Origin of the sequence: Streptomyces tsukubensis (assembly GCF_003932715.1) — a bacterium.
Taxonomy (GTDB): Bacteria; Actinomycetota; Actinomycetes; order Streptomycetales; family Streptomycetaceae; genus Streptomyces; species Streptomyces tsukubensis.
The window spans coordinates 6,342,676-6,367,872 of sequence record NZ_CP020700.1; the positions used below are offsets into that span (position 1 = coordinate 6,342,676).

29 protein-coding genes are annotated in these 25,197 nt (G+C 70.5%); 3 read left to right on the top strand and 26 right to left on the bottom strand.

What is annotated here, in order from left to right; translation table 11 throughout:
• Nucleotides 1–469: 469 nt before the first annotated feature.
• From B7R87_RS26280 to B7R87_RS26320, 9 genes are all read right to left on the bottom strand, one after another.
• Nucleotides 470–1,312 (bottom strand): DUF317 domain-containing protein, encoded by an 843-nt coding sequence (locus tag B7R87_RS26280; RefSeq protein WP_006346008.1) that lies wholly within the window; start codon nt 1,310–1,312, stop codon nt 470–472.
• Nucleotides 1,297–1,929, bottom strand: coding sequence for a hypothetical protein (locus B7R87_RS26285; RefSeq protein WP_006346007.1), 633 nt, complete (start codon nt 1,927–1,929; stop codon nt 1,297–1,299). Before B7R87_RS26285 ends, B7R87_RS26280 begins: the two co-directional genes overlap by 16 nt.
• A gap of 340 nt (nt 1,930–2,269) precedes the next feature.
• On the bottom strand, nt 2,270–3,073 hold the full coding sequence (locus B7R87_RS26290) for a DUF317 domain-containing protein (protein WP_006346006.1): 804 nt from the start codon (nt 3,071–3,073) through the stop codon (nt 2,270–2,272).
• Nucleotides 3,070–3,459: a hypothetical protein gene (locus B7R87_RS26295; RefSeq protein ID WP_006346005.1), complete on the bottom strand. Its 390-nt coding sequence runs from the start codon at nt 3,457–3,459 to the stop codon at nt 3,070–3,072. The genes B7R87_RS26290 and B7R87_RS26295 overlap by 4 nt, the downstream gene beginning before the upstream one ends.
• Before the next feature lie 273 nt (nt 3,460–3,732).
• Nucleotides 3,733–4,476: a hypothetical protein gene (locus tag B7R87_RS26300; RefSeq protein ID WP_006346004.1), complete on the bottom strand. Its 744-nt coding sequence runs from the start codon at nt 4,474–4,476 to the stop codon at nt 3,733–3,735.
• 30 nt (nt 4,477–4,506) lie between these two features.
• The gene (locus B7R87_RS26305; protein WP_006346003.1) at nt 4,507–5,199 is read right to left on the bottom strand and encodes a hypothetical protein; all 693 of its coding nucleotides are present in this window, start codon (nt 5,197–5,199) and stop codon (nt 4,507–4,509) included.
• A 19-nt stretch (nt 5,200–5,218) separates the two neighbouring features.
• Nucleotides 5,219–5,809: a hypothetical protein gene (locus B7R87_RS26310; RefSeq protein ID WP_006346002.1), complete on the bottom strand. Its 591-nt coding sequence runs from the start codon at nt 5,807–5,809 to the stop codon at nt 5,219–5,221.
• Complete coding sequence (locus tag B7R87_RS26315; RefSeq protein ID WP_040913839.1) at nt 5,806–6,231, bottom strand: hypothetical protein; 426 nt, start codon at nt 6,229–6,231, stop codon at nt 5,806–5,808. The genes B7R87_RS26310 and B7R87_RS26315 overlap by 4 nt, the downstream gene beginning before the upstream one ends.
• A 149-nt stretch (nt 6,232–6,380) precedes the next feature.
• The gene (locus tag B7R87_RS26320) at nt 6,381–7,109 is read right to left on the bottom strand and encodes a hypothetical protein (RefSeq protein WP_006346000.1); all 729 of its coding nucleotides are present in this window, start codon (nt 7,107–7,109) and stop codon (nt 6,381–6,383) included.
• Between the two features lie 454 nt (nt 7,110–7,563).
• On the opposite strand from B7R87_RS26320, the gene B7R87_RS26330 reads away from it, so the two are divergent.
• Entirely contained in the window at nt 7,564–8,439 is an 876-nt protein-coding gene (locus tag B7R87_RS26330; RefSeq protein ID WP_006345999.1) for a hypothetical protein, read from the top strand.
• Nucleotides 8,440–8,501: 62 nt separating this feature from the next.
• On the opposite strand, the gene B7R87_RS26335 is transcribed toward B7R87_RS26330, so the two are convergent.
• Together B7R87_RS26335 and B7R87_RS26340 are read right to left on the bottom strand one after the other, a co-directional pair.
• On the bottom strand, nt 8,502–8,999 hold the full coding sequence (locus B7R87_RS26335; protein WP_006345998.1) for a hypothetical protein: 498 nt from the start codon (nt 8,997–8,999) through the stop codon (nt 8,502–8,504).
• Nucleotides 9,000–9,003: 4 nt separating this feature from the next.
• Nucleotides 9,004–10,197 carry an MFS transporter gene (locus B7R87_RS26340; RefSeq protein WP_006345997.1) on the bottom strand — a complete coding sequence of 398 codons (1,194 nt, stop codon included), beginning with the start codon at nt 10,195–10,197 and terminating at the stop codon, nt 9,004–9,006.
• 215 nt (nt 10,198–10,412) lie between these two features.
• Here B7R87_RS26340 and B7R87_RS26345 point away from each other — a divergent pair, with 215 nt between their 5' ends.
• Nucleotides 10,413–11,021 (top strand): DJ-1/PfpI family protein, encoded by a 609-nt coding sequence (locus B7R87_RS26345; protein WP_040913815.1) that lies wholly within the window; start codon nt 10,413–10,415, stop codon nt 11,019–11,021.
• A 206-nt stretch (nt 11,022–11,227) separates the two neighbouring features.
• On the opposite strand, the gene B7R87_RS26350 is transcribed toward B7R87_RS26345, so the two are convergent.
• The 15 genes from B7R87_RS26350 to B7R87_RS26415 form a co-directional block, all read right to left on the bottom strand.
• A complete protein-coding gene (locus tag B7R87_RS26350) occupies nt 11,228–11,533 on the bottom strand; it encodes a hypothetical protein (protein WP_006345995.1) in 306 nt (101 codons plus the stop codon).
• 133 nt (nt 11,534–11,666) lie between these two features.
• On the bottom strand, nt 11,667–12,797 hold the full coding sequence (locus B7R87_RS26355; RefSeq protein WP_006345994.1) for a hypothetical protein: 1,131 nt from the start codon (nt 12,795–12,797) through the stop codon (nt 11,667–11,669).
• Between the two features lie 16 nt (nt 12,798–12,813).
• The gene (locus tag B7R87_RS26360; protein ID WP_052704603.1) at nt 12,814–13,593 is read right to left on the bottom strand and encodes a DUF317 domain-containing protein; all 780 of its coding nucleotides are present in this window, start codon (nt 13,591–13,593) and stop codon (nt 12,814–12,816) included.
• A 39-nt stretch (nt 13,594–13,632) separates the two neighbouring features.
• Nucleotides 13,633–14,154 (bottom strand): hypothetical protein, encoded by a 522-nt coding sequence (locus tag B7R87_RS26365; RefSeq protein ID WP_006345992.1) that lies wholly within the window; start codon nt 14,152–14,154, stop codon nt 13,633–13,635.
• A gap of 185 nt (nt 14,155–14,339) precedes the next feature.
• Nucleotides 14,340–14,858, bottom strand: coding sequence for a hypothetical protein (locus tag B7R87_RS33210; protein WP_040913814.1), 519 nt, complete (start codon nt 14,856–14,858; stop codon nt 14,340–14,342).
• 85 nt (nt 14,859–14,943) lie between these two features.
• Nucleotides 14,944–15,195, bottom strand: a complete 252-nt coding sequence (locus B7R87_RS26370) for a hypothetical protein (RefSeq protein ID WP_006345990.1) — start codon at nt 15,193–15,195, stop codon at nt 14,944–14,946.
• Nucleotides 15,196–15,449: 254 nt separating this feature from the next.
• A complete protein-coding gene (locus tag B7R87_RS26375) occupies nt 15,450–15,995 on the bottom strand; it encodes a hypothetical protein (protein WP_006345989.1) in 546 nt (181 codons plus the stop codon).
• 390 nt (nt 15,996–16,385) lie between these two features.
• Nucleotides 16,386–17,900 carry a VirB4 family type IV secretion system protein gene (locus B7R87_RS26380; RefSeq protein WP_006345988.1) on the bottom strand — a complete coding sequence of 505 codons (1,515 nt, stop codon included), beginning with the start codon at nt 17,898–17,900 and terminating at the stop codon, nt 16,386–16,388.
• 32 nt (nt 17,901–17,932) lie between these two features.
• Nucleotides 17,933–18,355, bottom strand: coding sequence for a DUF6238 family protein (locus tag B7R87_RS26385; protein WP_006345987.1), 423 nt, complete (start codon nt 18,353–18,355; stop codon nt 17,933–17,935).
• Nucleotides 18,356–18,453: 98 nt separating this feature from the next.
• On the bottom strand, nt 18,454–18,597 hold the full coding sequence (locus B7R87_RS26390; RefSeq protein ID WP_157997808.1) for a hypothetical protein: 144 nt from the start codon (nt 18,595–18,597) through the stop codon (nt 18,454–18,456).
• Nucleotides 18,594–20,057 (bottom strand): SCO6880 family protein, encoded by a 1,464-nt coding sequence (locus B7R87_RS26395; RefSeq protein WP_006345986.1) that lies wholly within the window; start codon nt 20,055–20,057, stop codon nt 18,594–18,596. Before B7R87_RS26395 ends, B7R87_RS26390 begins: the two co-directional genes overlap by 4 nt.
• A 106-nt stretch (nt 20,058–20,163) precedes the next feature.
• The gene (locus B7R87_RS26400) at nt 20,164–21,552 is read right to left on the bottom strand and encodes an SCO6881 family protein (protein ID WP_006345985.1); all 1,389 of its coding nucleotides are present in this window, start codon (nt 21,550–21,552) and stop codon (nt 20,164–20,166) included.
• Between the two features lie 33 nt (nt 21,553–21,585).
• A complete protein-coding gene (locus tag B7R87_RS26405; RefSeq protein ID WP_006345984.1) occupies nt 21,586–22,275 on the bottom strand; it encodes a hypothetical protein in 690 nt (229 codons plus the stop codon).
• The gene (locus B7R87_RS26410) at nt 22,275–22,583 is read right to left on the bottom strand and encodes a DUF6112 family protein (protein ID WP_006345983.1); all 309 of its coding nucleotides are present in this window, start codon (nt 22,581–22,583) and stop codon (nt 22,275–22,277) included. Before B7R87_RS26410 ends, B7R87_RS26405 begins: the two co-directional genes overlap by 1 nt.
• A gap of 76 nt (nt 22,584–22,659) precedes the next feature.
• Nucleotides 22,660–23,781, bottom strand: coding sequence for a C40 family peptidase (locus tag B7R87_RS26415; RefSeq protein WP_006345982.1), 1,122 nt, complete (start codon nt 23,779–23,781; stop codon nt 22,660–22,662).
• A 541-nt stretch (nt 23,782–24,322) separates the two neighbouring features.
• Between B7R87_RS26415 and B7R87_RS26420 the strand changes: the two genes are divergently transcribed.
• Nucleotides 24,323–25,078, top strand: a complete 756-nt coding sequence (locus B7R87_RS26420; RefSeq protein ID WP_006345981.1) for a DNA-methyltransferase — start codon at nt 24,323–24,325, stop codon at nt 25,076–25,078.
• The last annotated feature ends 119 nt before the right edge of the window (nt 25,079–25,197 follow it).

Consider the following 25,197-nt stretch of genomic DNA (forward strand, 5'->3'; position numbering starts at 1 on the left):
TGGCCGTGCAGGGCCCACAGTTCCAGGAGGGGCCAGGCCGCCGCATCCCGCTCGGTGGTCGCGGTGTCGTACGCGGGGGTGCCGGGGTGGGCGTTCGGCGGCAGGCTGTCGAGCTCCTTCTCCCAGGAGGCGTGGACGGCGTCGAGGCCGTGGGTGGCCGAGGTGAGGATGCCGAGTTGGGAGACCCAGCCCGGGCGGGCGCCGTGTGCCTGTGGGAGGCGGTTCTCGGCCGAGGCGATGAGACGGGTGGCGAGCCGGGAGACCGGTTCGTACGCGGCCCAGGCGGCTGCGGACCGCTGCTGCTCGGCTTGCTGGTGGGCCTGGTCGTCGTACGGCCAGCCGCTGGGATCGGTGTGGGTCTCTTCGTAGGTCGACCACGCGCTGTGGAGCTGCTGAATCCGGGTGAGGAAGCCGGCCAGAAGCTCGTCGGGGTGTGGGTCGGTTCGGTGGTGCTGGGGGGTGATGGTGGTTACCGGGCCTGTCGTACGGGGGCGGACGGGGCGGGGGGCGTGGATGCGGGGGTGTTGGTGAGGGTCTTCTTCGCCCGGCGGCGGGCGGCCTGCACCAGGGCGCGGACGGTGTCGATGCGGTCGAGGTGGGACTGGACGTACGTGGTCGCAGTCACGCTGCTCTCGGTGCGCCGGGCGCTGTAGTGCCCGGCGTCTTGCTGCCAGTTGCGCTGCAGCGGTGCCGGGTCGACGAGAGCGGTGACGAGACCGTGAACCACATGTGGAGGTGGGGCGTGGGCGATCCACGCCGTCCAGATGGGCGGGCCGTAGCCGGGGTCGGAGCGGACCTCGATCCGCCACGCGGGTACCTCGTCGGCCTCGTCACAGATCGGCCGCTTCTCGATATGGACCGTTCCGTCCGGGGAATGGGCCTCGTCGCCGTTCATAAGACGGGTGTGGGTCCACCCGGCGTCGGCCAGAACGGCCCACACATCGGGCAGGTCCGCAGCTGGCGGGGCAAGAAGAACCTGGTCGGTGAAGCCAGCCAGGATTTCGACCGGAACGGCCCCGAATGACGCGTACCAGGTCCCCTCGGCATGGCTGCCGTCCAGGTGCCAGCCCAAACGGGGCGATCCCGGCCCGGGCTCGTGCCGGAGCCGGTATCGCAGGTCCGGGCTGACCAGGTCGACGACCGGTGCGAGCGGGTCGGAGCGGAGTATCCATCCGGCGGCGGCCAGGGCGTGGGTGACGTGCCGCGCGTCACCCGGCCCGGCCAGATACCTGGGCGACACATCGTCGAGCAGGCGGCCGGTGTGGTCGCCGGTGAACAGATCCAGCTGCTGCCGCTTCAGCAACGAGACCACCCCGTGACCCCGCCGGAGACCAGGCGCAGCGCCGGATTCGGCGCCGGGGGAGGGGCGGTGCCGTGGACGGTGGTGTTCAGTTCGGTCACTGCGGATCCGCCGCCTGCCCAGACGTCGAGTGCGGGCCACGCTTCGTCGAAGAACTCCGTCACCGACAGGTCGACGCTGGCCAGGTTCGGATTGGCCGCACCCGTCAGGTGTTCACGGAGCTCGCGCATGAGGCGGTCGTGCCCGGCTTCGAGGGTGTCGGCCGCGCGGGCCAGGGCGGCGATCTTCGAGGCCCAGGCAGGCCGGGACTCCTGCGGAAGCATGTCGAGCTGAGCGGTCGCGGTGGTCAGGAGCGCGTCGGCATGTGATCGGACGGGCAGGTACGCGTACCACAAACTGCGGTCGCGGCGGTGGGCTGCCCAGCCGTATCCCTCGGTGTCGAGGAGGTGGCCGTCGTCGTCCTGCTCTTGGGCGGGGTCCTGGTCGCAGGTGTGTATGGCTTCCGCCGCTGTGCGGAGGAACCGTTCGAGACGGTTGAGATGCTTCGGGTTGTGTGTAGCGGGCAGAGGGACTGCTCCTTGGTGGTCGGGGCTGTGGCGTACGGCTCCTCGGTGTCGGACGGGGTTCACGATGCCGATACCGTCGATGGGAATGGGGCGTTGAGAGCGCTGGCTTTCTCTGGGTGCGCTGTCCGTAAGCGGCGGCACCGTGCCGATGAAGCGGGCCGTGCAGCGGGGGTCGGTGGTGCGGTCGGGAGGAGACTTTCGCGCTTGTCGGCCGGATGGACCCCTGCCGCTGTTCCCGGCTGCCGTTGTCGTACGGGGAGCCGTTCTGCGGTATCGGTGCGGCACCGTGCCGACGCACGCGACACCTCGCGGACGAACCTCTCCGATTCGTCGAAGTCTGCATGGGTGCCGTGAACGTGCGTCTCATCGGCATCCTGAGCGCCGGGCAACAGGAGGGTGGGGGTCAGCGTCGCCTGGTCGCGTGTCCGTCGGGTATGCGGGGTGCGGTGGTGACGGGGCGGTGGCGGGGGCGTGCTGTGGTCCAGGCGTTACGGGCCCAGGCGGCGGCGCGGGCGGCGTTGAGCCTCGCCTGCTGCCAGGTCCCCAGTTGGGCGGGAGTGACGGAGACCGATGTGGTGCGGATCCGGCTGCTGGGCGGGAACGTGCCGCGCCGGCGCAGTACGGGCTTCGGGTCGGCCAGTGCCGTGCTGAACGACTCGATCAGGTGCATGGGCGTGGTGGGGGTGAAGACCGCTTGCCAGGTGGTGCCGTGCTCGGTGCGGGCCGACGCCCACCAGTGCGCCTCGCCGGGTGCGGACTGGTGGAACTGCAGCCAGACGTCCTTGTCGGGGCTGACGGCGGTGACATGCCGGCCGGGCTGGGCCTGCCAGCCCTGGGCATCGAGGGGGGCCCACGGGTTGGGGGCGTGGGCGGCGGCTGGCTGGGTGAGCGCGTCGGTGACCCCGGCGACGATCTCGACGGGTGTCCGGAGACCGAACGTTGCCTTCCACGCCGCCTGGTGACCTGACGGTTTGCCTTCGATCGTCCAGCCGCCGGGTGGGGTGGCCGGGTCGAACACGACCCTGACGGTTTTCGCCGGGTTGTGGAAGACGATGGGTCCGCCGGTCTTCGAGCGGTCCGTCCAGCCGGAGGCGCGCAGGAACTCGGTGGCGTGACGGATGTCGCCGGTGCCTGCGAGGTAGCGGGGCTCGATCAGGTAGTGCTGCCCGGGACGGTGCCAGTCGGCCTGTTGATTACGGTGGTTCACCGGTGCCGCCTCGTGATCAGGGGCGAGGCGGACTTCGCCATCGGCGGGGAGGCTTCGGGCGGCTCGGGGTGGGCGAGCTGCTTGAGGGTGTCCGTGTGCTCGTCCAAATCTGTACCGATGCCGTACAGCTCGTTCGCGGCGCGGCCGAGGGCGAGCCACACCTCCGGCGCCAGCTCACCGGCCTCGGCGTGCTCCTGGGCGAAGTGGGAGCCGGTGGCCACCAGCGTGGTGAAGCGCCCGAGGACACCTTCGTCGGAGTCGAGGACCGTGGCGATGATCTGGGCGGCCAGCGGCGGTGGAGCGGCGATGAGATGTTCGGCGAGCTGGTCGATTCTGCGGGCGATGTCACCGGCGAGCCGGACGGGATCAGAGGCGGGGTGGGGCACAGTCCTCCCGGGGGAGCGGGGGCGAAGGGGGGTGGTCAGAAGTCCTGACGGTGGCGGGTGGGGATCGGCCCCCAGACGGTCGGGATGGCCGGGACGGCCCGCTCCGGACGACGGGAGCGGGGCGCGGGGGTGCGCTGCGGTGCGCGGGCCAGGCGGGCGGCGAGGCGGCGCAGCCGCGACAGAGCCGCCGACAGCGGGATGGGGGCGGGAATGGGAGTCTCCGAGTGGGGGTGTGGTTGGACTTGCCGACGGCGACGGCATCTGTTGCGTGGGTCAGCGCACGCGGGCGGCGGGGCGGTTGTGGCGGACCGGGGTTGCGGTGGCCGTGTCCGGGCCGGTGCGGGGGGCGGGGTGGCGCAGGGCGAGATGGGTGCCGTGGGTGGCGAGCCGGGCTCCGACGGCGCGGACGGCCTGTGCCTGCAAGGCGGTGTCGTCGCCGTTGAGCACGAAAGTGTGTCCGGTATCGGACGGGACGAAGCCGTGCTCGGTGAGTACGGTCCGTACGGCTTCGGATACGTCGGCGGTGGCGTGGAGATCCGGCCCCACCCAGGTCAGGGTCACCGGGGTCCGGGAGTTCAGGCGGGCAGCGTTGTCCTGGACTTGGGCGAGGGCAGCCTCGTAGCGGGGGAGCAGTCCGGTGGCGACGGCGTCGGCCGCGGCAAACGGATCGGCGGGCACCACGACACCATCGGGTTCCCGCACTCCCTCGAAGGCGGCCGGCGGCAGTGGTGGGGCGATGGCGGCGACGAGGAAGTCGTCCTCGTGGCTGGGCCGTCCGGTGACGTAGAGGCGGGTGCCGTCGTCGCGGGCGAGGATCGCGTCGTGCCCGAGGGGGTGCCGGGCGATGGCGTCGGCGACCGTATCCATGTCCCACACCGCCCCGGCCCGGTTCATCTGCTCGGCCCTATTGGCGTGTTCGCGGTGGTCAACGGTCCAGTGGCCGGGCAGCTCGCCGGCGAGAACGGTGGCGAATCCCTCCACGTCGTGCTCGAAATCGTGGTCGTGCTGGTGGCGCATGGGCTCCTCGGGGTGAAAGGAAGGAAGAGGTCAGCGGTGCCGGGCCGCAGGGGGCGCGGGCGCCGGTGGGGGCGGGGGAAGTGGAGGGCAGGCGCAGACGGCGGATGCTTCCCGCTCGTTCTCCGGAACCTCGCCCGCGCACACCGACCGCCTGGGGTGGGGTGTTCTGCGGTCGGCGAGGTCGGTGCGGATGGTGCGCAGGTCGGCAGAGATGGTGCCGAGCCCGTGATCGGCGAGGTAGTACAGGCGCTCCGCGGCCGGCCGGTCGGCGGGGCCGCCGAGGTCCTGGTGGAAGTCGGCCGCGGCGGTCAGGACGTCGGCGAGGCCGGCGAGGACGCCGTCGTATCCGGCGGTCACTTCGGCCAGGATGTCGGCGACCTCGTCGCTGCTGGTCGCCCTGCGGATGGCGGCAGCGAGGTTGCCGACCTGGGCGCCGAGGGTGAGGTCGGAAACCTCGCGTGTGTCGGTGTCGAAGGCCCGGTCGCATTCCATCGGGATGCCGGCGGAGCGGAGGCGCGCGACGGCCCGGGTCGCGAGCCGGGTCTCCTCCTGCGGGGTGAGGCCGGTCGGCAGCCGGTGGTAGAGCTCGTGGACCCGGGCCACGGGAACGAAACCGGCGCGCTCCAGGATGCCGTGGGCGTCCGGGCCGCCGCCGCGCGCGAGGACCTCGTCCGAGTGCGGATCGCGCCGCAGGCTCAGGAAACGGTCGGCAAGAGGCAGCATGACGGTCCTTCCTGATCGGTCAGCGGCGGCCCGGTCCCCGGGTGGGAGGCGCGGTGGGCGGGGCCGGAGGTGGAGTGGCCGGGTGAGCCGGGATCAGGCGGAAATCGTGCTCGACACGCCGGATTTGGTTCATGACGGCGCGCAGCGGATCGGCGGGCAGTTGCTGCCAGGCGCCGTCGAGCCGGATCAGATTGGCCAGCAGATCGAGGCGGCGGGGCCGGGCCTGGAAGGCGACCCACTGGCACCCCTGGTCGTCGAGGGGCGGCGCCAGACCCGCGGTGATCGCCAGACGGTGGGCGATGGTCGCCCACTCCGCAGAGCCCAGGTCCCGGTCGGCGGGGTGCAGATCGACGCTGAGATGGAAGACGGGCTCCCTCACGCCCAGGTTGTCGGTGGCGAACGGCCACTCGAAGGTCGGGTCGTCCAGATGATTGATCCAGTCCACGGGCGTCCAGTGCCGCTCCTCGCCCTGTGTGTAGTCACCCAGCCGGTCCCAGTACGCGACCACCAGCTCCTGCCCCGATCCGGAATCGTCGCTGAGGGCCCGGCCCAGGGCTTCCTCGACGGGAAGGTAAGCGCTCAGACTCCGCTCCCACAGAAAGGCGATCACCGCCCGCCCCGGGCCGTGTCGTTGGTGTGGACGAGCTGGGCCAGTTCGGTGAGGGTGTACCAGCCGCAGTCCACCGGCCCGCCGGCCGCGGGGATCTTCGGGAGGATGCGGTCTTCGAGGGCGCGCTGGTGGCTGAGGCAGTCCCGGCACAGCCGGGAGGTGTGGATCATGTAGCGGGGGTGGGCGGTGATAAACGTCCGCGTGCCGCCGCGGGGGTTGCGCAGCCTCCAGCCGTCCTCGTCGGTCGCGGTGTGCCACGACGGGGTCACCACCGTCATCGTCTCACCCCACAGCTCACCCCCGGCTGCGCCCTTGACGACGGTCACCTGATCACCGGGACGGAAATGCTCGTGGGTGATGTCCCGTTCGGGGGTGATGGTGTCGGCGGGAACATAGGGCGGGCGGGAAACGGGATCGGGCACGAAGAGGTCCTTCCAGCAGGGCACGGGCGGCGGTGGTGGGGATGATTCAAGGGTCCGCACGATCCCCGATTTCCCGAACCGGCCACCGTCGGCTATAAACCCTGAGCCATCCGCGCGGGTGCTTCGAACGGCGTTGCTAACCGGCTGTTTCAGTGGTGGTGTGCGCGGACCGTGGCCGGAGGCGCGGTGGCGGGGAGCGTCGTGGTGAGGGGCCGCTGCCCGGGGCCAAGCCGGTGGGGTGCTGGTGTGTGGTGGGGTGGAAGGACGGCCACGGTGGAGGCCAGGTCCTCGCCCGCGTCTTTGAGTTCGGCGGTGAGGGCGGAAATCTGGTGGGCCAGAGCGCCGAGCCGTCCGGCGACGCGTTGTGCGTGCCGGGTGTCCAGGGCCTGGGCGAACTCGGCGCACAGGGTCACGAACTCTTCGAGCTGGACGAGCTGGCCGCCTGTGGGGCCGTCGCGGCCGACGACCAGGTCGATCGCCTCGCCCACGTCGCATGCCCGCCGGGCCTGGCGAACATCGTGGATCAGATGCCCGAGACTGATCTCGGGGGTGGGGACATGTGGCGTGGACGGGCGGAGTGCTCCGGGCATGACGGGTGGGGGGCTGGCGTCGATGGCGTCCGTCTCGTCCCAGTAGTGGCCCAGGACCTGCAGGTCTGGGCTGTCGAGGTCTCCGGCGAGCGCGACGCAGGTGAAAGTGTCGTCCTCGTGCTGGAGGGCGGCGATGGTGATGAGCCGGTGATCGGTGTCGTACCAGGACTCGTACGGGTCCAGCCGCCCGGCCGCCCTCGCCTCCCTGGCCATCTGGGACCACTTGCGCTGTTCGGCCCCGGACAGGGCGGAGTTCGGTGGGGTGTTGTCGGTGATGACGGTCTCCAAGGTGTCGATGATTCAGTGCCCTACCCGGTGCGGGTTTTCGGTTCCCCGGTCGGATTCGGTTGCGGCGTTGAGGAGTTCGGGGAGGTCTGCGGGGTTGGTGTCGCGCTGGTCAAGCCACCATCCGGCGCGGGTGGAGGCCGTTGTTCGGCGGCTCGGCGGGCGGCCAGGCGCTTTTTCCGGTCGGCGGAGATGCGCCAGCTTGGGTGACGTATCAGCAGTCGGTGCATATCTGCATTCGACTCCTAGCCGTGTGGAGGAGGTGGGGCGCGGCGTGGCTAGTGCGACGAGTGTCATCCTGCTGGGGCTTATCGCCACCAGCCCGTAGTGCCGTCTGCCGACGTGCTGGTGTGGTGGCCCGAGATTGATTGCTGAAATGCCTTGCCGTCGGCGAGCCAGGGAACTGCCTGCGGTCTCCGCCGGGCGTTGTCAGTGGCAGGAGCTAGCGTTCTGCAGCATGATCACAGATACTTCCCCCGCGCTTGACTGGACCATGCTGGGCCAGTCCTTCGCAGCCGCCCACGCCGAGCTGGACTCCAGTGACTATCTCCTCCCGGTTGAGGCAGGGCCTGAGAAAACCCTTCCCCTGCAGAAAGAAGTAGTTGACGCTGCCGAACCCGAGGGAGCCGACGAGAAACGTACCCAGTGGCTCCGCGCCGTCGACAACATACGAACCTATTTCGGGCACGAGGCGACTAACTTCACCCCTTGGCTCGCCCGGCGGCTCGGCATCGTGCAGCGCGCGGCTTGGTTCGAAAACCCGCTCAAGCTCGTCGGAACCGAACAGAAAATTGCCGGATATCGCATCGACATTCTTGCCAAGACCCAAGTAGGCGATCGCGACCGCTTTGTGGTCATCGAGAACCAACTGGAGCGTACGGATGCGGACCATCTGGGACGTCTCATCACCTGTGCAGCAGAAGTGGAAGCCAGTCATGCCGTATGGATCAGCGCGGAATTCAGGGATGACCATCTGAAGGTCATGGAAGCCCTTCAACAGCACCACAGGGACTGTTCGTTCATCCCACTGCTGATCAATGGGGCCGTGACGGACGGTGGTTGCGCTACCTTCGATCTCGTGCCGCCCCCCACATACCCGAGTCCTGAAGATCACCTGCGCGAGAGGCTTCACCTTGCGCTGCGCCAAGCGCGAGATGTTCATATGACACTGAAACGGGTTGGGGACTTGATATCGGCGAATCCCGAGGTGGACTTCACTCGATATCGCCGCCTGATCACGGAGGCCGGTTTGTGGAGCTACTACGCCGACGGATTGGCTGACGGCCTCTTGGAAACTATTCCCGAGGAGCGCCGCAAGCAGCCGGTGAGCTAGACCGGTCCCCCTGTGCCATTGATGATTCTTTGGCTGGGGAAGGCTGCGTCTCGGTGGAGGGGTCAGAGAAATGGATTCTCGGTTCCCCGGTCGGATTCGGTTGCGGCGTTCAGGAGTTCGGGGAGGTCTGCGGGGTTGGTGTCGCGCTGGTCGAGCCACCATCCGGCGCGGGTGACGGCGCGGATCTGTTCCTCCAGCGCGGTCCAGCGGGTCTCGTCCCAGGAGCCCTCGACGGCCAGGGCGGTGTGCGCGGCGGTGGTGAGCTGGTGGCGGCACCGCTCACCCCAGCCGAGGATCTTCTCTGGGCCGTCGAGCGGCGGCATGCCGAACCGTTCCGCCCACTCGGTCGCGGCTTGCTGTTCGGCGGCGCGGCGGGCGGCCAGCCACTCCTTCCGGTCGGCGGAATCGCCGGCTTGGGTGGCGCGCCAGCAGTCGGTGCAGTCCCGGCCGGAGAGCCAGCGGGAGAAGGCGGCACGCCGGTCGGCCGGGCGGCCGGAGAGGTCGTGGGTCCATTCGTGTCCGCAGCTGTGGACGACGTCCCAGGAAGTCGGAATGGTCATGGAGTTACTCCTTCAGGTTGGCCAGGTGGTGTGATCCGTGGGGCACGCGGTGGTGTTCGCCGGCCTGTCGGAGGGCTGCTGCGAGGGTGAGTGCGGTGCCGAGTGCGGGGAGGGCGGGTCCGCCGAGGGGGTGTGAGCCGAGCGTTCCGGCGAGGGCGGTGCCCAGGGCGTGTCCGGTGCCGCCGGCGAGGATGAGCCACGCGTAGGCTTCCGCCCGGCGTCCGGGCGGGGCGAGGGTCTGCACGGTGATGATCACGCTGGTGGCGACGATCGTGTGGAACACGCCCGGGGCGGCCACTGCCGCCACGGTGACGCCGGTCGCGGGGTGGTGGTGTGCGGCAAGCAGGGGGAGGAGCCAGGCTGCCTGGAGTCCTGCCGCCCCGGTGATCAGATGTCGTCGGGGGCTTCCGCGCTGGAGGCGGCGGGCGAGCAGGACGCTTCCGGCCAGGGCGCCGAGGGAGAAGACGGCCGGGACGAGTCCGGTGAGGGCGGGCTCGCGGTGTTCGTCGGCGAGCTGGACGGCCCAGACGTTCATCGCGCCGGTCGCCAGCCCGCCTCCGGCCAGGACGGCGACGAGGCGGCCGAGCCAGGCCGTGAGGAGCTGCCCGGCCCGTTGCGCGGGGCGGTGGGCGGGATGCCAGGCCCGTGCCGGGGCGGAGGTGATCACGCCCGCTGTCCCGGCCAGCCCGAGGACGGCGGCCGTGGCCAGCGCGGTCTCGGGTCCGTACAGGGCGGAGAGTCCGCCGGCGAGGAGGGGGCCGGTGATGAAGACCAGTCCGGAGCAGGTGCTGTCCAGGACGGCCACGGCCCGCCGGTCGCCGGGATCGGCCAGCAGCCGGGGCCACAGGGCCCGCAGGCCCGCTTCCAGCGGAGGCGCCGACAGGGCCGCGGACAGCACCGTCACCGACATCGCACCCAGGTGGTGTTGAGCCGCCAGCGGGAGACAGACGAGAGAGGCGGCGTTGAGGACGGCGCCTGGTCCGGAGACCCGCACGGGCCCGTACTGGTCCAGGAGCCGTCCCTTGACGGGTTGGGACAGAGCTGCGGTCAGCGAGTACAGGGCGCCGAGCAGTCCGGCCGTGGTGAGGGAGCCGGTGGTGTGCGTGACGAGGAGGATGACCGTGACCGGCACCATGACGGTAGGCAGCCGCCCGACCATGGTCGCGGTCAGCAGCCGCACCACATGGGGCCGGGACATGACCACCCGCACAGGGCCGCGCGGTGATGTGGGCGGTTGTTCGGCGGAGCGTGGCGGAGAGATGGAAGGACTTTCGGGTCGGGAGGGGAGGGTGGGGCGGTGGGCGTGTGGTTCCGGCCGGCTGCTCCGGGGTGTTACGCGGGTGAGCACGATTGGCTCTCGACGTGGAACCGGACGGCCGCGAGACTGGGGCATCCGTACTTCCAGGAGTAGTGATGCAGGTAGCCGTGGTCACCTTCGACGGGTTCAATGAACTCGACAGTTTCATCGCCTCTGCGTTGATAAACCGGTGCCGCAAGGACGGCTTGGAAGCCTTCGTAGCGACGCCGACCCCGGTGGTCACGTCGATGAATGGCGTGGAGGTGACCGGGCAACGCCCGATGGAGTTCGTGAACGAGGCCGACGTCGTGCTGATCGGTAGCGGGGTGAAGACACGTGACGTCATCGCCGACGACCGGTTGATCTCCAGGCTGCCGCTCGACCCTTCACGGCAGCTGATCGGGGCGCAGTGCTCCGGCGCGCTGGTACTCGCCAGGCTTGGGCTGCTGGATGGCATGCCCGCGTGCACGGACATCAAGAGCCGGCCCTTTGTCGAAGCCTGCGGCGTCACCGTGCTGGACGCGCCTTTCCACACCGAGGGCAACATCGCCACGGCGGGCGGCTGCCTGGCCTCCCAGTACCTCGCCACGTGGGTGATCACCCGAATGCTCGGAGAGGACGCAGCGCGCGACGTCATCGACTACGTGGCCCCTGTCGGCGAAAACCGGGAGACCGTCGAGCGCGCCATGCGTGCTGTCCACGCGGGCGGGGTTGCCAGGCGCTGACGCCCGGCGATCAGAGCTTACGAGCTTGAGCACGGTGCGGGCCCAGTCGCATCCGGGACCGGCGGGCACGGCGACGAGCCCGTCCTCGGGGCTGAGGTGGAGGGCGATCTCGGCGCTGGTTGGCAAGGGGTTGCTCCGGAACAGGTAGTAGCGAGGGGCGTCGCGGCTGACCCTGTGGCGTCCGTGAGGCGACGGCGACGGGATGGTCAGCGGCTTCTGCCCGCACGCCGCACAGCCGTCGCCGCGTCTGCGGGCACCGGGGCGGACACGGGCGGGGGCACCGTGGTCTTCAGATGGGGTGAGCGGGAGGCGGCTGCGCGGGCGAGCCGGGTCTGCCGGGCGGTGGCGAGCCGCTCCGACAGGTCGGGTTCGGGTTCGGGCGCGGGGTCGAGGGTGTAGTCGGCGTGGACGGTGAACCCTTGGGTGCGCAGGTCGTGGACGGCCTGGCGGGCGCGCCGTACCCCGTCGCGGCCGGGGTCGGTGAGCCGGTAGAGGCCGGGCCGGCCGGGCACGGTCTCGAACTGGAGGCGTGTCAGGTACCAGTCGGCGATGTGGGCGGGTATGTCGGCGCGGAAGGCCGCGACGATTCCGTGCTCGGGATGGGTGCCGATGTGGAACTGGGACAGCGGGATACGTCCTTAACGATCAACGGTGGCGGGCTGGTGCGGGGGCCGGCGGCAGGGCGGGCGTGGCGGGTGCCGGGGCCGGGGCGCGGCCCGGGGCATTGGTGTGGGTGTGGTGCAGGAGGGTGTCGCCGTGGGCGAGCACGGATTCGATCACCGGGCGGATGGTCCGGTTGCGTATGGTTTTCAGATCGGGGATGTCGCCTTCGGGCGTCGGGGCGTGCCGGGCGGTGCTCGGCAGGCCCTGCCATCCGTCCACGACCCTGGCGCCGACGGAGAGGGCGGTGGCGAGGTCGGTGATGGCTGTCGAGTCCTCCGGGGGGAGGGGGCCGCGTCGGCTGTGCTCGATGAGGGGCGGGGCGTGTTTGACGATGTTGAGGACGTCGTACCAGGCCACGTCGATGAACCGGTCCTCGTCCGCCGGGCCGGGGTGGGGGACAGTGTGCTGGAGTTCGGTGTGTTCGTCGCGGATCCGGGCCAGGGCGGAGGCGACGACCGTGCTGCGGCGGGTGCGCAGGGCCTGGTGGTAGGCGGGCAGGTACCGGTCGACGATCGTGGCGGCGGCCCGGTACGGGTCCTGGGGCAGGACGATGCTCGCCGGCGAGTACGGGTTCTCGAAGTTGTCGTCGAACCCGTCGGACGCGAACGCGCCGATCACATACCCGGCGGGGTGGCCGGGGCGTTCGACGAGCAGCAGGTCGACGCCCGCGGCTGCGTTGGTGAGCTTCGCGGCGTGGGTGACCTGTCCGGCTCGGACGGCGCGGGTGAGTTCGCCGGAGTCCCACAGCCACGGCACCAGGTCCTCCTGCCAGAGCGGGTGGCTGTAGATCTCGACGGTGGGGACCCACGGTCCGGGGAGCTGGTGGGCGATGGTGTCGGCGATGTTGCCGAGGTAGGGGCGGGTACTGGTGACGACGGCGGCCCGGTGCCGCCGTGCGAAGTGGACCAGCGTGGTGAGCGCGAGCTCTGCTGCCTTCAGGTCGGCGGCGGGGCGGGTGTAGACCCCGTTTCCGGTCCGCTGCCATCCGGCGGCCCGCAGGGCGGTTTCGGCCCACTTGTACTGCTCGCCGGTGGCGACGGCGGCGATCTCGGCTCCATCACGCAGTGAGAGGGTGATCCGGGCGGGCAGCGTCGAGGCGGTGTGCGAGGTCAAGGTCCTTCTCTCCGCTTCACCGTGCCTTCGCGCTGCCCCGGGCGGGGCCCGGAGTGTCGGGAGGCAGACCCGCCGCTGTACTGCCTGGCCTGGTGGCGCGGACGGGGCGGGTTGTGGTCAGGGGGGCGAAGGCGGGGTGGAGGGCGATCCCGGCCGACCGGATCAACGGTTCGGACGACAGCGTCTGCTCCAGGGCCGAGGTGACGACGAACAAGGGGGTGTCGTGGGTGAAGGAGACACTCCACAGGGATCCTGCGGGGTGGGTCGCGAAGAGGTGCCAGGCGATGTCCGGGTCGTCGCGCTGTGGTTTGCCCGGGTTGTCCGGTGCGTGCTGAAGTGCTGCGGCGTATCCGTCGGTGGACCTCATGCCGGCGACGCCCGGTCCGTGGACGAACTCCCAGTCCTCGCCGTCGACGAGCAGCGCGATCTGCGGTTCAGGGGTGGCGGCGATGTCGTAGACGAGATGGTCCGGGTCGGTCTCCAGTGCGGTGGTGATGGTGGTGGTGAGGGCGGTGAGGATTTCGACGGGGGTGTTGCCGGCGATGTCGGCCCGCCAGCGGGCCGGGGCGCCGGGGCCGGTGTGGGCGGTGACGATCAGGTGCGGCCGGAAGCCCTCGGCGGCCTGGTCGTGGCGCAGGACGATGCGCTCGCAGGGGCTGGTGACGGCCGTTGTCGGCCCGTCGGTGGTGAGGGTCCAGCCGGTGCTTGCGGCGAGCGCGTCGAGGTGTTCGCGGTGGTCGGAGAGGGGACTGGCCGCCAGATAGCGGGGAGTCACCTCGTACAGGTCAGCAGGCACACGGGGTCCAGGGCGGTGGGAGGGCGTATCGGGGAGGGTTTACCGGCGGGCGGTGCGCTGTGGGGCGCCGTCGGCCGTCGGCGGCGGTGCGGTGGGGGCGGGTGTGGGCCGGCGGTCGGCGACCGGGGCGGGGAGGCCGGGTGCCCAGTGGGCGGGGTCGTCGCTGATGGTGGACAGCGGGTCGGTGTCCCAGCGGACGAGAGGACCGCGCTCGTACTCCGTGACGGCGACGACCTCGAGACCGTAGGGATGCAGGATGTAGCCCCACTGCAGGTCCATGTCGGCGGCCGTTGTTTCGGTGACCGTCATACGGACCGGTGGTGACCCGTCCGGGGTGATGAGGTGGTCGAGGGTGCGGCTGGGCCACAGCTCTCCGCCGGTCAGGAGGGTGACGGTCTGGACCGGGGCACCGTGGAGGAGGTCGCTGCCGAGTTCGTCCCAGCCGACGGCGACGTCGTCCACGAGGTGCCGCGTCATGACGGTCAGATTCCGGCCGAAGCGGTACTGGAAGGCGGTGAGGAGCAGGGGGAGTTTGGAGGCGGGTGTGCCGTCGAGGTGCACGTAGATACCGGTGTATCCGTCGGGTGTGGGACGGGCGATGAACGAACGGGTCGTCAGGGATCTTCTCCGGAAAGTTGCGATGGACTGCCGGCCGGTGGCCCCCTTGCCTGGGGCTGGGGGCCACCGGCGGCGTTTCAGGCGTGGCGCGAAGAGACGCGATTGGGCACAGGCGTCGGTGTCATGGGCTATCGCCTGGGGTGCGGCCCCGGGGGGCCGGTTGCGGGGCGAGGCGGGCTCGGCGCGGGTGGGGCCGGTGGTGCGGGCGGGGGAGAGTAGAAGGAACGCAGGGCCGAGAGAGCGGCCGCGTCCGTGGTGGCCATGACAGCCAGGCTGTGGCTGGCGGCGTCCCGCAAGAGGCGAGGTGGTGAATTTCTCGGTGCACTGCGGAGCTGTCCGCGCCATTGGGCGGCGGCCAGCAGGTAGTCGCTCACCGCGCTGAGTACGGGTTCCACGGTGTCAAGGAGCCGGTCGGTGACAGCGTGGGCTTCGGCCGGATTGCCGGCCTCGGCAAGGGCCGCGAGATAGGGGGCCAGGTCCGGCGCGGTGAGCGGTTCGACGGGCAGGGGGTGCCGGGTCAGGAACGCGGCGGTGTCCCGGTCCGCCCAGCGCAGCAGATCGTCCCGTGCAGGGATACCGAGACGGGCCGCGCTGATCTGCTCACTGGTACGGTCGGCGTTGTTGTAGAGCGCGAAGTCTTCGTTCATGGTCTTCCGGGGAATCACACCGGCCGGTCCCGGGTGGGCGCCACCGCGAAGTTCTTACGGGGGCGGGGCGGGGGTCGGGTGCTGGTCAGGACGTCCGGAGGCCGGGCTCTTCGGGCTCGTGGTCGGTCCAGCCGAAGGCGCTGCGTTCGAGGTCGCCGAGGTGGACGATGCCGGTGTGGGTGCGGAAGGCGTCGATGCGCTGGTCGACGTAGTCCTGGACCTCGTCGTCCGCTCGGTCGACGCGGGACCGGTTGCGGCGGGAGAGGCGGGACCATTCCAGGAGGTCGGAGTCGGTGGCCCGGTCCATCCACACCCAGACCCCGGTGCCGAGCTTCACCAGGTCACGGGGGTGGAAGAGGGTTCCGGTGCGACGGCGCCGGGGGTTTCGGTGTTCACCGAAGCCGGTGACGAGACTCTGGGCCAGCCGGTCGAGAGCCGCGGCCTTGACGTGGGTGTCGAGGTCTTCGCTGGTGAGCTGTTCGCGGACCGCGTCGGTCAGACGGCGCTTGTGGAAGCGTCCGTCGGCGTCGGTGAGTTCGACGGCACTCTGCTCGACCAGGTGCTGCAGACGGGCGTGTGCGGTGGTGGGTATCAGGGGAGGTCACGCTCCTGCCAGATCTGGTCCATTTCCGTGAGCGCGGTCATGGCGTGGGCGATGGTCTCGCGGGTGATGGGTGTGCCGGAGGCGAATGCGGGGTCGTAGCGGCTGAAGGTCCGGGTTCCGCGGGCCTGGGCGAGGGGTGGCACGATCTCCTCCAGCAGCCGGGTCGCGACCCGGCGCTGCCGCTTGTCCTCCTCGACCCGCGCGGTGCGCTCGGCCCACGCCCCGGCGAGCGTCAGGTCGCCCTCGATGACTCGGTCGGCCAGTTCGGGGTCCTCCTCCCGCAGGCGGGCGAGCTGCACCTCGGCGCTGTTGGCCTTGGCCTTGTTCTCCTGCGCGGTGGCGTACGCCTCTTTCAGTCCCATGGCGCCGGCGATGACCGGGTCCACGAGATCGGGGGCGTGCTGGAGGACCATGCCGGCCCGGCCCATGACGGCGACGGCGACTCCGAGCTGTTCCCCGAGGGAACGCGCGGTCTGTTCCCTGGAGGAACAGCGTTCTTGTTCCCCCAGGGAACGGGCCTTGACCGAGATCATCGCGGCCTGACCCTTGGTGAGGCTGCGGCGCCGGAGGTTGACGGACAGGACGTAGATGTCGGGGTCGTTGCCCTCATAGGTGATGAAGGCCGGTTCGACGTGGGCCTGTTCGCAGGCGGCGAGCCGTCCACGGCCGTCGAGAATTCGTCCGTGACTGTCCAGGACGATGGGCTGCAGCAGTCCGTTGTCGCCGATGTCCTGGGCGAGGGCGGCGAGGTCGTCCTCGTCGAGCGGCGGAAGGAGGGAGGTGGTGGGGTGAGATTCTATGTTGTGCTCCTGTGGCGGTGTGATCAGGCTTGGCAGGGCTGGGTGTGGTGTCGGTGTCTGCGGGTTTACCGTGGGTTGTCCGGGCGGTTCGGGGTGCCGGGGGCTTGTTCGTCCGGCGGGGTTCTAGTGCATGCGGGCGTCGGTGTCGAACAGGGTTCGTTCGTGCGGGTGCAGAAGATGTTGAACGATGAATGACCGTCCGGCGACGCGCCATAGGCCGCGTCCGCGGTTGAGGTGGGCGATCGCCTGGGTTTCGACGGTGGTGAGGCCGAGGAGGCTGGCGGCAGCCTGCAGTTGGTCGTTTTCCTGGCGGTAGATGATGCGGGTGGAGCAGTCGGCGAGGAGTCCTTCGGCGAGTGCGCGTCCGCGGGATCCGGCGTCGCCCGCGGTGAGCAGGTCGGACAGCCGGTGGATCACCATCAAATTGGCGATGCCGAGACCGCGGGAGAGTTTCCACTGGGACTGCATGCGCTGGAGGAGCCCGGGGTGGCGCATGAGGCGCCAGGCTTCGTCGTAGACGATCCACCGTCGTCCGCCGTTCGGGTCGGTGAGTGCGCTTTCCATCCAGGCGGAGGCGCAGGTCATGGCGAGGACGAGGGCGGTGTCGTCGCCGGAGCCGCCGAGGCGGGACAGGTCGATGGTCAGCATCGGCGAGTCGGGGTTGAAGACAGCGGTGGAGGGGGCGTCGAACATGCCGGCGAGGTCGCCGTGGACGAGGCGTCGCATGGCGTGGGCGAGGTCGCGGGCGGCGTCGCCGAGGCGCCCCGACATGGCCCCGCCGGCGATGTCGAGGAGGCCGGGGTTGTTGAGGGTGGTGGCGATGTCGCCGAGGAGCGGGGTCCGCCCGGTGGCGGCGGCCTGGGAGACGACCGCGTCGAGGGCGACGTCGAGCGCGGTGTGTTCCATCGGTGCGAGGTCACGGCCGAGGACCGTCCGCGCCAGCGAGCCGAGCAGCAAAAGGCGACGCTTGCGGATCTCGCCCGTCCACTCCTCCTCCGGCACGGATACCGGCCGGGGTGCGGCGTCGAGGGGGTTGAGCCGTCCGGGGAGGCCGGGGCCGAGGGCGATGGAGGTGCCGCCGAGCGCGGCGGCGACCGGCGTCCATTCACCCTTCGGATCACAGGGGACGTAGACCCGGTAGCCGAAAGCGATGGAACGCAGCGCGAAGCTCTTGGCGAGTGCGCTCTTGCCCTGTCCGATCACCCCGGCGAGCAGCACATTGGGGTTGGTGAACCCTTCGACGCGGCCGTAGAGGGTGAACGGGTCGAAGGAGAAGGCGGCTTCGGCGTGGACGTCGCGGCCGATGTAGATGCCGTCGGCGCCGAGTCCGCCCTCGGCGAGGAACGGGTACGCGCCGGAGGCGATGGCGGTGGTCATACGGTGTGCGGGGAGCTTGAGCCGGGATCCGCGGGCCGAGGCGGGCCCGGGCCGTCCGGCGAGCCCATAGAGAGGTGCGGGCAGTGGCTCCTCGACCGGAACGGTTCCGTCGGGGTGGGCGGTGGCGCGGTCTCGGGCCTTGGCGGTGGCTTCGGCGAGCTGGCGGCGGGCCTTGCGGCGGCCGGCGCGGTCGGCGCCGTGCGGAGTGAACAGCGGACTGGCGGAAGCTCGGCGGGCTCGACGGTCGGGCCGGTGGGACATCGGGAGGGTTCCCTTTCGGCGGTGCTGTCCGCTCACGAGGCGCGGGTGTGGTCGGCGGGGGTGGTCTTGCGGCGGACGGCGTGGCCGGTGGCGAGGTGCCGGTGGCAGATCGTCAGGAACGGCGGACCCTTCGGCAGCCGCTTGGGGTCGCAGGCGGCACCCGAGGTGCTGTCGGTGCTGGTGGGGAGGGTGTGGAAGGCGTCGTGGACCGCGCTGCTCGCCTGCCACAGGTGGGTGTGGGCGGTGGAGAGGAGGCGGCCCGCAGCCGGGTGCGGGGGCCGGGTCGTCCCGGCGAGCCGGTCGAGGAGCTGGTGGAGCGCGGTGAGGTGGGCGTGGAGGGTGTCGAGATGAGCCCGGTCCGCGGGCCGGTCCGCGCCGGTGCGGATGTGGTGGCGCAGACCGGCGGTCGCGGCACGCAGGAACGGCAGCCCATCCGGGGGTGAGGGTGTGGTCAAGGTGTCCTAACGGCCGAAGGCCAGGTGTAGGGCGGAAGCACGCGGCGGGGTGGTGTGCGGTGGGATCGCTTGCTCGGCGACCTCAGACGTCTCTCGTCTCAGCCCGTGTAGTCGTCGTATGCGCGGTATTCGTCACTGGTGTCGCGGAGCTCCGCCTCGTGGATCAGCCGGAGTTCCAGGACTTGGCTGGTCAGGTTCCGGATCTCCGGGGCGAGCTCGTCGGGCGCGCTGGTGGCGTTCACAGGGCGATGCGGGCGAGGGGGAGGGCGCTGGTGGTGAGGGCGGCGGGCTGCTGGTAGTCCAGGCGGCGGAGGTCGACCTGGGCGGATCCGGCGGCGGTCTCAATGGCCGCGCAGGCGGCGTCGAGGAGAGCGTCGGTCTCGGCGGAGACGGTGAGGAGTCCGGTGAGGTCGACGTCGGCGTGTCCGGCGATCAGCTGCCGCTCCCGCTGCTTGGCGTCGGCGTACTCGACGCTGTCGGCTTCGGAGTCGACCATGCCGCGCCTCCTGCGTTCGTTGGCGTCGGCGACGATGCTGGCCTTGGTGCGCTGGACATCCCGCAGCGCCGCCTCCAGCTTCTGCGGCACATATATAAGGGAGAGGGACCGTCGGACTCCGGCGGAGAACATCAGCCCGTGCAGGAACCCGGGGGACGATTCGGTCCTGGGCCAGTTCTCGATCCAGTAGGTGGCGTGCCGGGCCGTATCGGTGATGACGCGGTCGTGTTCCTCGATCTGGACGACGGGCCCGGCCGCGGCGGGGTCTGCCTCGGCCTTCCCGCTGTCGGACCACTGCTGGAGGCGGGCGAGCGCGGCCGGGTCGTAGGTGGTACGGATCACGGCGGCGATCTCGTTCGCGGTGAGCCAGCCGGTCACGGTCAGCCCGGCATTCCGGACGGCCTGGGCGACGGAGGCGGTGGTCTGCTCCATCACGGTGAACGCCCCCGGCAGACCCCCGCCGGCCTGGGAGACCAACCGCTTGGCGGCGCGCAGGTCGAGAGAGATCGCGAGGTACGCCTCGTGCGGAGCGGCGGCCGGGCCGGCCGCAGCGACGAGGTCCGTATACACCTGTCCCGCTATGGGGGTGTTGGGTTGGCCGCGCCGGGTCCAGTGCCGTGCGAGGGTGTCGCCGGAGTCGGGGACGGTGCGCTCCAGGACCTGGACCGCCGCGATGTTCCCGTTGCGGGAGATGCTCGCCAGCGCGCGGCCCCAGCCGTTCACGTTGGCGTTCTGGGTGGCGGGGTCGAGGAGGGCAAAAGCCCTGCTGGAGACGCGGGCGATGGCGGTGAGGGTACGGCGGTGGGGGTCGTAGACGGAGGCTGCTTCGGAGCCGTGCGGGGTGACGACGCGGAGGGACGCGTTGGTGCCGGGGAGGTGGAGGACGCCGTTCTGGCGGGGCCGGGAGACCGGCCGGGCCAGCCACAGGGTCTGTCCGGTACGGCGGCGGTAGGCGTAGCGCAGGACGACCGGTGCCCAGTCGATCAGGGACCGGCCCCGGCGGCGGACCAGGACGAGGGCGGCGACCGCGGCCCACACCGGGGCGAGAGCCGCGGCGCCGGTCAGTCCGGTGGACACCACGGTGACCATCAGCAGGGCGAGCGCGGCGGAGGTGAGCAGGAGCTGGGGCAGGGACAGCCCGAGGAGGATCCCGCGCCGGGAGCGGTGCGGGAACTTGACCGTAAGCGGGGCGACAGCATCAGACAAAGGGGGGAACCGTTCCGGAGACGCGGGGCGGACATGGGGCGGAGCGCCGGGGGCGGAACACCAGAGGTGGTGCTGTCCCGCCCCCGGCCGCATGTGAGGCGAGGGGCTAGTCGCCGGTAGGTGACGGACCGGAGGGACGCGCGGTGTCCTCCGGTGCGGGCGGGGCGCCTTGCGGGGGCGGCGACGAGGCACCAGTCCCCGGCAGGGACTCACCGGGAGCGCGGGTGTTCACGGCGGGCTCGGTCGCTCTGGGCCCGGGCTGGGCGCCGGTGGGGTCGGACTCTCCAGGGCGGCGGTCGCTGGTGGCGGACCGTACCGCCTTCTCCAGAGCCTGGACCGCGGTGTCGACGCCGGGCGAGAGGCCGCCGGTTCCACCACTGCTGGCGCTGTCCTGCCCGGCCTGGTCTGTCCCGCCTCCGCCGGTGTCACCGCTGGTGGGCATGGAGGTGGAGGCGATGTCGCCGGGAAACTCCGGAACGTCGGGTCCCTGCGGCGCGGCACCACCGGCTGCTGCTCCGGCTCCGCCGGTCGCTGCCGTCGCGGCGGCCTTCCGCGCGGCCTGCTCAGTGTACTGGCGGGCGACTTGGGCACCGGCGCCGCCGGCGCGGTGGATCGACTCGCCGTCGGTGCCCTCGGCCGCCCAGTGCACGAACTTGAACGTCGCGTAGGGGCTGAGCAGGACGAGGCACATGATGACGATGCCGGCCATGACGTCGGCGAGAGCGGCGATACCGTCCTCGGGGTCCGTGTTGCCCATGGCGGACGCGCCGAGGAGGAAGATCACCGTCATCACCAGCTTGGAGACGACGAGGGTGGCGGTGGCCTCGATCCAGCCGCGCCGCCACCTGCGGGTGGCTTCCCAGCCCCCTCCGGCCGCCGCGAACACCGCCAGGGTGACCAGCACCAGGATTCCGACTTTGCGGACCATCATCACGCACCAGTACAGGAACGCGCCGGCGGCGGCTCCGAGCGCGGCGAAGGTGGGCACCAGCCAGCCGAGTCCGGACAGGGCCCCGATTTGGCTGACCTTGACCATACGGCGTACGGAGTCCTCGACCGAGGTGTTCGCGGCTCTGAAGAGTCCGTCCGAGAGGGCGTCGACGACTTCGATGGCGACCGTGGTCAGGGCGATGGCGGTGAATGCGAACAGCACGCCGCTGGCCGTGCCGGTGAACGCCTGACTGAGGGCCTGGCCGTCGCGTTTCATCGCGGCCCGCACGAGCTGGGCACAGAACGTCGCCACGAGGACGACGAGGCCGATGGGCAGCAGGAGTTCGTAGTTGTCGCGGAACCATCCGGCATTGAGGTCGATGCTGGTGGTTGCGTTGACGGCGTCGGCCGCGAGCTCGGCTGCGGCCGCGGCCAGTTCGCCGGATGATTTCGCGATCCAGTTGCCGATGCCCTCGGTGATGGCCTTGCCGGGATCGGTGACGAAGTCGATCGCGTCGGCTGCGTCGCAGATCTTGTCCGCGACCGGGAGGGAGCAGAAGTCCACTGACGGGACCTCCTTATCTGTCAGGTCAGTGGGCTAAGGGGCAACGCGGGGCGCGATCGACACGAGACCGCAGTACGTGCTCGGCCGGCACTGGACGGCGAGAGTGACCGCACGGTCCTCCGCGCCGCCCCCGCCGTCCTTCCAGCCGATGGTCTGCTTGCCGGTGACGGTGACCGCGTAGATGTACGCCTCGGTCAGCGCGGCCGGGTCCTCGGCCAGTGCCTGCTTGAACGCCGACGGGAACTTCGCGGTGGAGACTGTGGCGGTGGCGTGCTGGGCGTTGTCCCGCATCCGCGACCACAGCACCGGATCCGGCACTTGGGACCGGATTCCGGGCCAGTCGGTGTACTTGGTCTCCGGGGACATCCAGCCGCGCATCCCGGCAAGCTGCTGGTCACGGCCAGTGGTACGGGTGTCGTACGACCAGAGCATCCCGGCGGCGGCCCGGGCGTAGGCGAGGGGATCGTCGAGCCGGGGCGGGGCCGCCACCGAACCCGTCCCCGATGCAGGTGCCGAGCCGGGGTGGTCCTTTGTGGCGGGGGTACTGCTTGCCGGGGCGGCGGGGGTGGTGTCACGGTGTTGGTCCTGGTCGCCGGTGGTCCAGGCGACGAGGGCGGCGAGCGCGACCAGCACGGTGATCGCGACCGCGACGGCGGTGATCCGCCGGCGGGGCGACCAGTGGCCGGTGTGGCGGTGGAGCACGGGGGTGCGGGATCGGTTCATTAGTTGACCTGGGTCCCCAGGTTGCTGAAGAACTCGACCACGCCGTTCGCGGCGCCGAGGCCGAGCGCGGCGCCGGCGCTCACGAGGGCGCCCTTCTTGCCGTTGGACTCGGCCTGGTGACCGCCGGAGTGGTGGCCCCAGGCCCACACACCGAGGGAGACGGCCAGGGCGCCGACCACGGCCACGATGCCGAAGAGATTGATGCTGCTGACGACGTCCTTGAGGACATCCAGACCGGGGAGGCCACCGTCGGCCGGCTTGATACCCGGGTCGAAGGCGAGATGGGCCACACGGTCGGAGACGGACATGGGTATGACGGGACTCCTTGCGTACACAGGCCGTTGACCTGTGGGACTGTGAGCGGAAGGGAAGAGGGGAAGAGCGTTAGAGGACGCGGCGGACGGTGAGGATCTTGGTGTCCGCGACGGGCTCGATGCGCACGACGGTCCCGGTGCGGGGGGCGTTGATCAGCAGTCCGGAGCCCATGTAGAGGCTGACGTGTTCGGGACGGGCGGCGGTGCCGCGGGAGAAGATCAGGTCACCGGGCCGCAGGGTCTTGGCGGAGACGGCTTTGCCTTCTTCGACCTGTGTGTATGTGGTGCGGGTGAGGGTGACGCCGGCGGCGGCGTACGCCTGCTGTGTGAGCGAGCTGCAGTCGCACCGTCCCATGGGGTCGGGGCCGCGCGGGTCGGTGCAGTAGCCGCCCCACTGGTAGGGGGTGCCGAGCTGGCTCATCGCCCAGCGGATCGCCTTCTGGGCCCGCGGGTCGGCATCCTCCGGTATCTCATACCCCGCAGGTACGGTGCCGGGCGGGATCGGCCCGAACCCGCCGCCATCCTCACCGGGTACGCACTCGGTGGAGCCCTCGGCGGGCTGACCTGGCGTTTCGTCGGATCCTTCGCCCCGGTCGGGGAGGACCGCCACGATGGCTTTCTGGAGGGCGCGGGAGAGCGGTTCCCACTGGGCGTAGGCGTCCGGGTATCCCGAGCGCTGGACCGCCTGGGCGGCCTGGGTGATCGTCATCGACTCCCACCCCGCCACCTTCAGCAGTCCCTCGTAGAACTTGGTACTGGAGTAGACAGGGTCGCGGATCTGCTCCGGCGTTCCCCAGCCCTGGCTCGGACGCTGCTGAAACAGGCCGAGTGAATCCCGGTCGCCGTAGTTGAGGTTCCGGAGCCGGGACTCCTGGAGCGCGGTGGCCAGCGCGACGACCTGCCCCCGCTCGGACACCTCCATGGAAAGGCCGGTGGCGACGATCGTCTTGGCGTGGGGGATCTGCTCGTCGGGCAGTTCCAGGCCCTCGATGCGGATGTTGGTGTCCACGCTCTCGCCGGTGAGGATCGCGGCGACCTGTTTGGCCACCGCGGCGGTGTCGATGTCCGAACTGGGCACACAGGAGTTGATGGTGATCGCGGCGCCGCTGCCGGCCGCGGCGACGACGGCGACACCGGCGATCAGGAGAGGGGAGAGGCAGAACACACCGACGGCGGCGGCTGCCCCCTTCACCTGGTCTCGCCTCCCGTACGGCGGGCGGGGACCGGTGGCCCGATGTCCGGTGGTTCAGGGCATGGGTGTGTCACGGAAGGTCTCTCAGAGGGGTGAGGTTCCGGCCGTCTGGTGTCCGCGTATGCGGTGGAAGGGGGACGGCTGGTGGTGGGCGGTATCGGGGCTCGGGGTGGGGTGCGAGTTGCCGCTCGTGGCCCACGCCGGGCGGAGGTCAGGTGTGCGGGAACACAGGGCCTCCGGGGGCAGAAGGAAAAGGGGGGTGGGTTGGGCAGCGGCGGTGTTCGCCGGCCCGGTTCTAAAACTGTAGGGCCGGATCCCCGGTTGGCGAAATAGTTCCCGCGCGGGACCTGTCACCCATGGATCGGATCCGGTGGCGATAGCGGTCAACCGGGGATCGTGCCCTACAGTTTTTCTTATCCCCCAGCACGCCCTTCCACGGTCATGCGGGCTTCTCCCTGCCCGCGTGTAGCCCGTGGACTCCTTGTGTGGCGCCGAGGGGGATTCCCTCATCCTGTTCCCGACTTGATTCCGGGGTTCCCTTTTGCCTTTTTCCCTCCACCAGGGCGACGCCCTGTCTGTCCTGTCCGGGCTGCCGGACGACTGTGTCGACTCCGTCATCACCGACCCGCCCTACAACAGTGGCGGCCGGACCGCGAAGGAAAGGACGTCCCGGACCGCGCGCCAGAAGTACACCTCCGCCGATGCCGGGCACGAGCTGCCGGACTTCACCGGCGAGAACATGGACCAACGCAGCTACGGTTTCTGGCTGACCCAGGTCATGACTGAGGCCCACCGCCTCACGAAGACGGGTGGCACGGCGTTGTTGTTCACCGACTGGCGTCAGCTCCCCGTCACCACGGACGCGATCCAGGCGGCGGGCTGGCTGTGGCGCGGCGTTCTGGCCTGGCACAAGCCCCAGGCCAGGCCCCAGAAGGGCCGCTTCACCCAGAATTGTGAGTTCGTCGTATGGGCGTCCAACGGACCGCTCGACGCCTCCCGGAACCCCGTCTACCTGCCCGGCCTCTACAGCGCTTCGCAGCCATCGGGGAAGAACCGGCAGCACATCACCCAAAAGCCCGTCAGCGTGATGCGTGAGCTGGTGCATATCTGTCCGGATGGCGGCACCGTGCTCGATTTCTGTGCTGGCTCCGGCTCGACGGGGGTCGCGGCCCTGCTGGAGGGCCGCGACTTCATCGGCGTCGAGAAGACGAAGCACTACGCGCAGATCGCCGCCGGCCGGCTCACCGAAACCCTGCAGCAGACCCGTACCCAGGACGACTTCGTCCTCTCCGCCTGACAGAGCCAGACCCGTGCGGCACGGGCCGCAATCCCGCACCTCGTAAGCCGGCCCGTGCCGCAGGTGCCGGTGTTATATCAGCCGGTCCCCGGCTGGTGAAATCGGGGATTCGCCGGACC

Coding starts and splice junctions, on each gene's coding strand:
- B7R87_RS26340 (WP_006345997.1), bottom strand. CDS start 10,197: ATGTCCCGGCCCCATGTGGTGCGGCTGCTGACCGCGACCATGGTCGGG.
- B7R87_RS26305 (WP_006346003.1), bottom strand. CDS start 5,199: ATGCTGCCTCTTGCCGACCGTTTCCTGAGCCTGCGGCGCGATCCGCAC.
- B7R87_RS26345 (WP_040913815.1), top strand. CDS start 10,413: ATGCAGGTAGCCGTGGTCACCTTCGACGGGTTCAATGAACTCGACAGT.
- B7R87_RS26380 (WP_006345988.1), bottom strand. CDS start 17,900: ATGTCCCACCGGCCCGACCGTCGAGCCCGCCGAGCTTCCGCCAGTCCG.
- B7R87_RS26410 (WP_006345983.1), bottom strand. CDS start 22,583: ATGTCCGTCTCCGACCGTGTGGCCCATCTCGCCTTCGACCCGGGTATC.
- B7R87_RS26330 (WP_006345999.1), top strand. CDS start 7,564: ATGATCACAGATACTTCCCCCGCGCTTGACTGGACCATGCTGGGCCAG.
- B7R87_RS26300 (WP_006346004.1), bottom strand. CDS start 4,476: ATGCGCCACCAGCACGACCACGATTTCGAGCACGACGTGGAGGGATTC.
- B7R87_RS33210 (WP_040913814.1), bottom strand. CDS start 14,858: ATGAACGAAGACTTCGCGCTCTACAACAACGCCGACCGTACCAGTGAG.
- B7R87_RS26375 (WP_006345989.1), bottom strand. CDS start 15,995: ATGATCTCGGTCAAGGCCCGTTCCCTGGGGGAACAAGAACGCTGTTCC.
- B7R87_RS26405 (WP_006345984.1), bottom strand. CDS start 22,275: ATGAACCGATCCCGCACCCCCGTGCTCCACCGCCACACCGGCCACTGG.
- B7R87_RS26335 (WP_006345998.1), bottom strand. CDS start 8,999: ATGACCATTCCGACTTCCTGGGACGTCGTCCACAGCTGCGGACACGAA.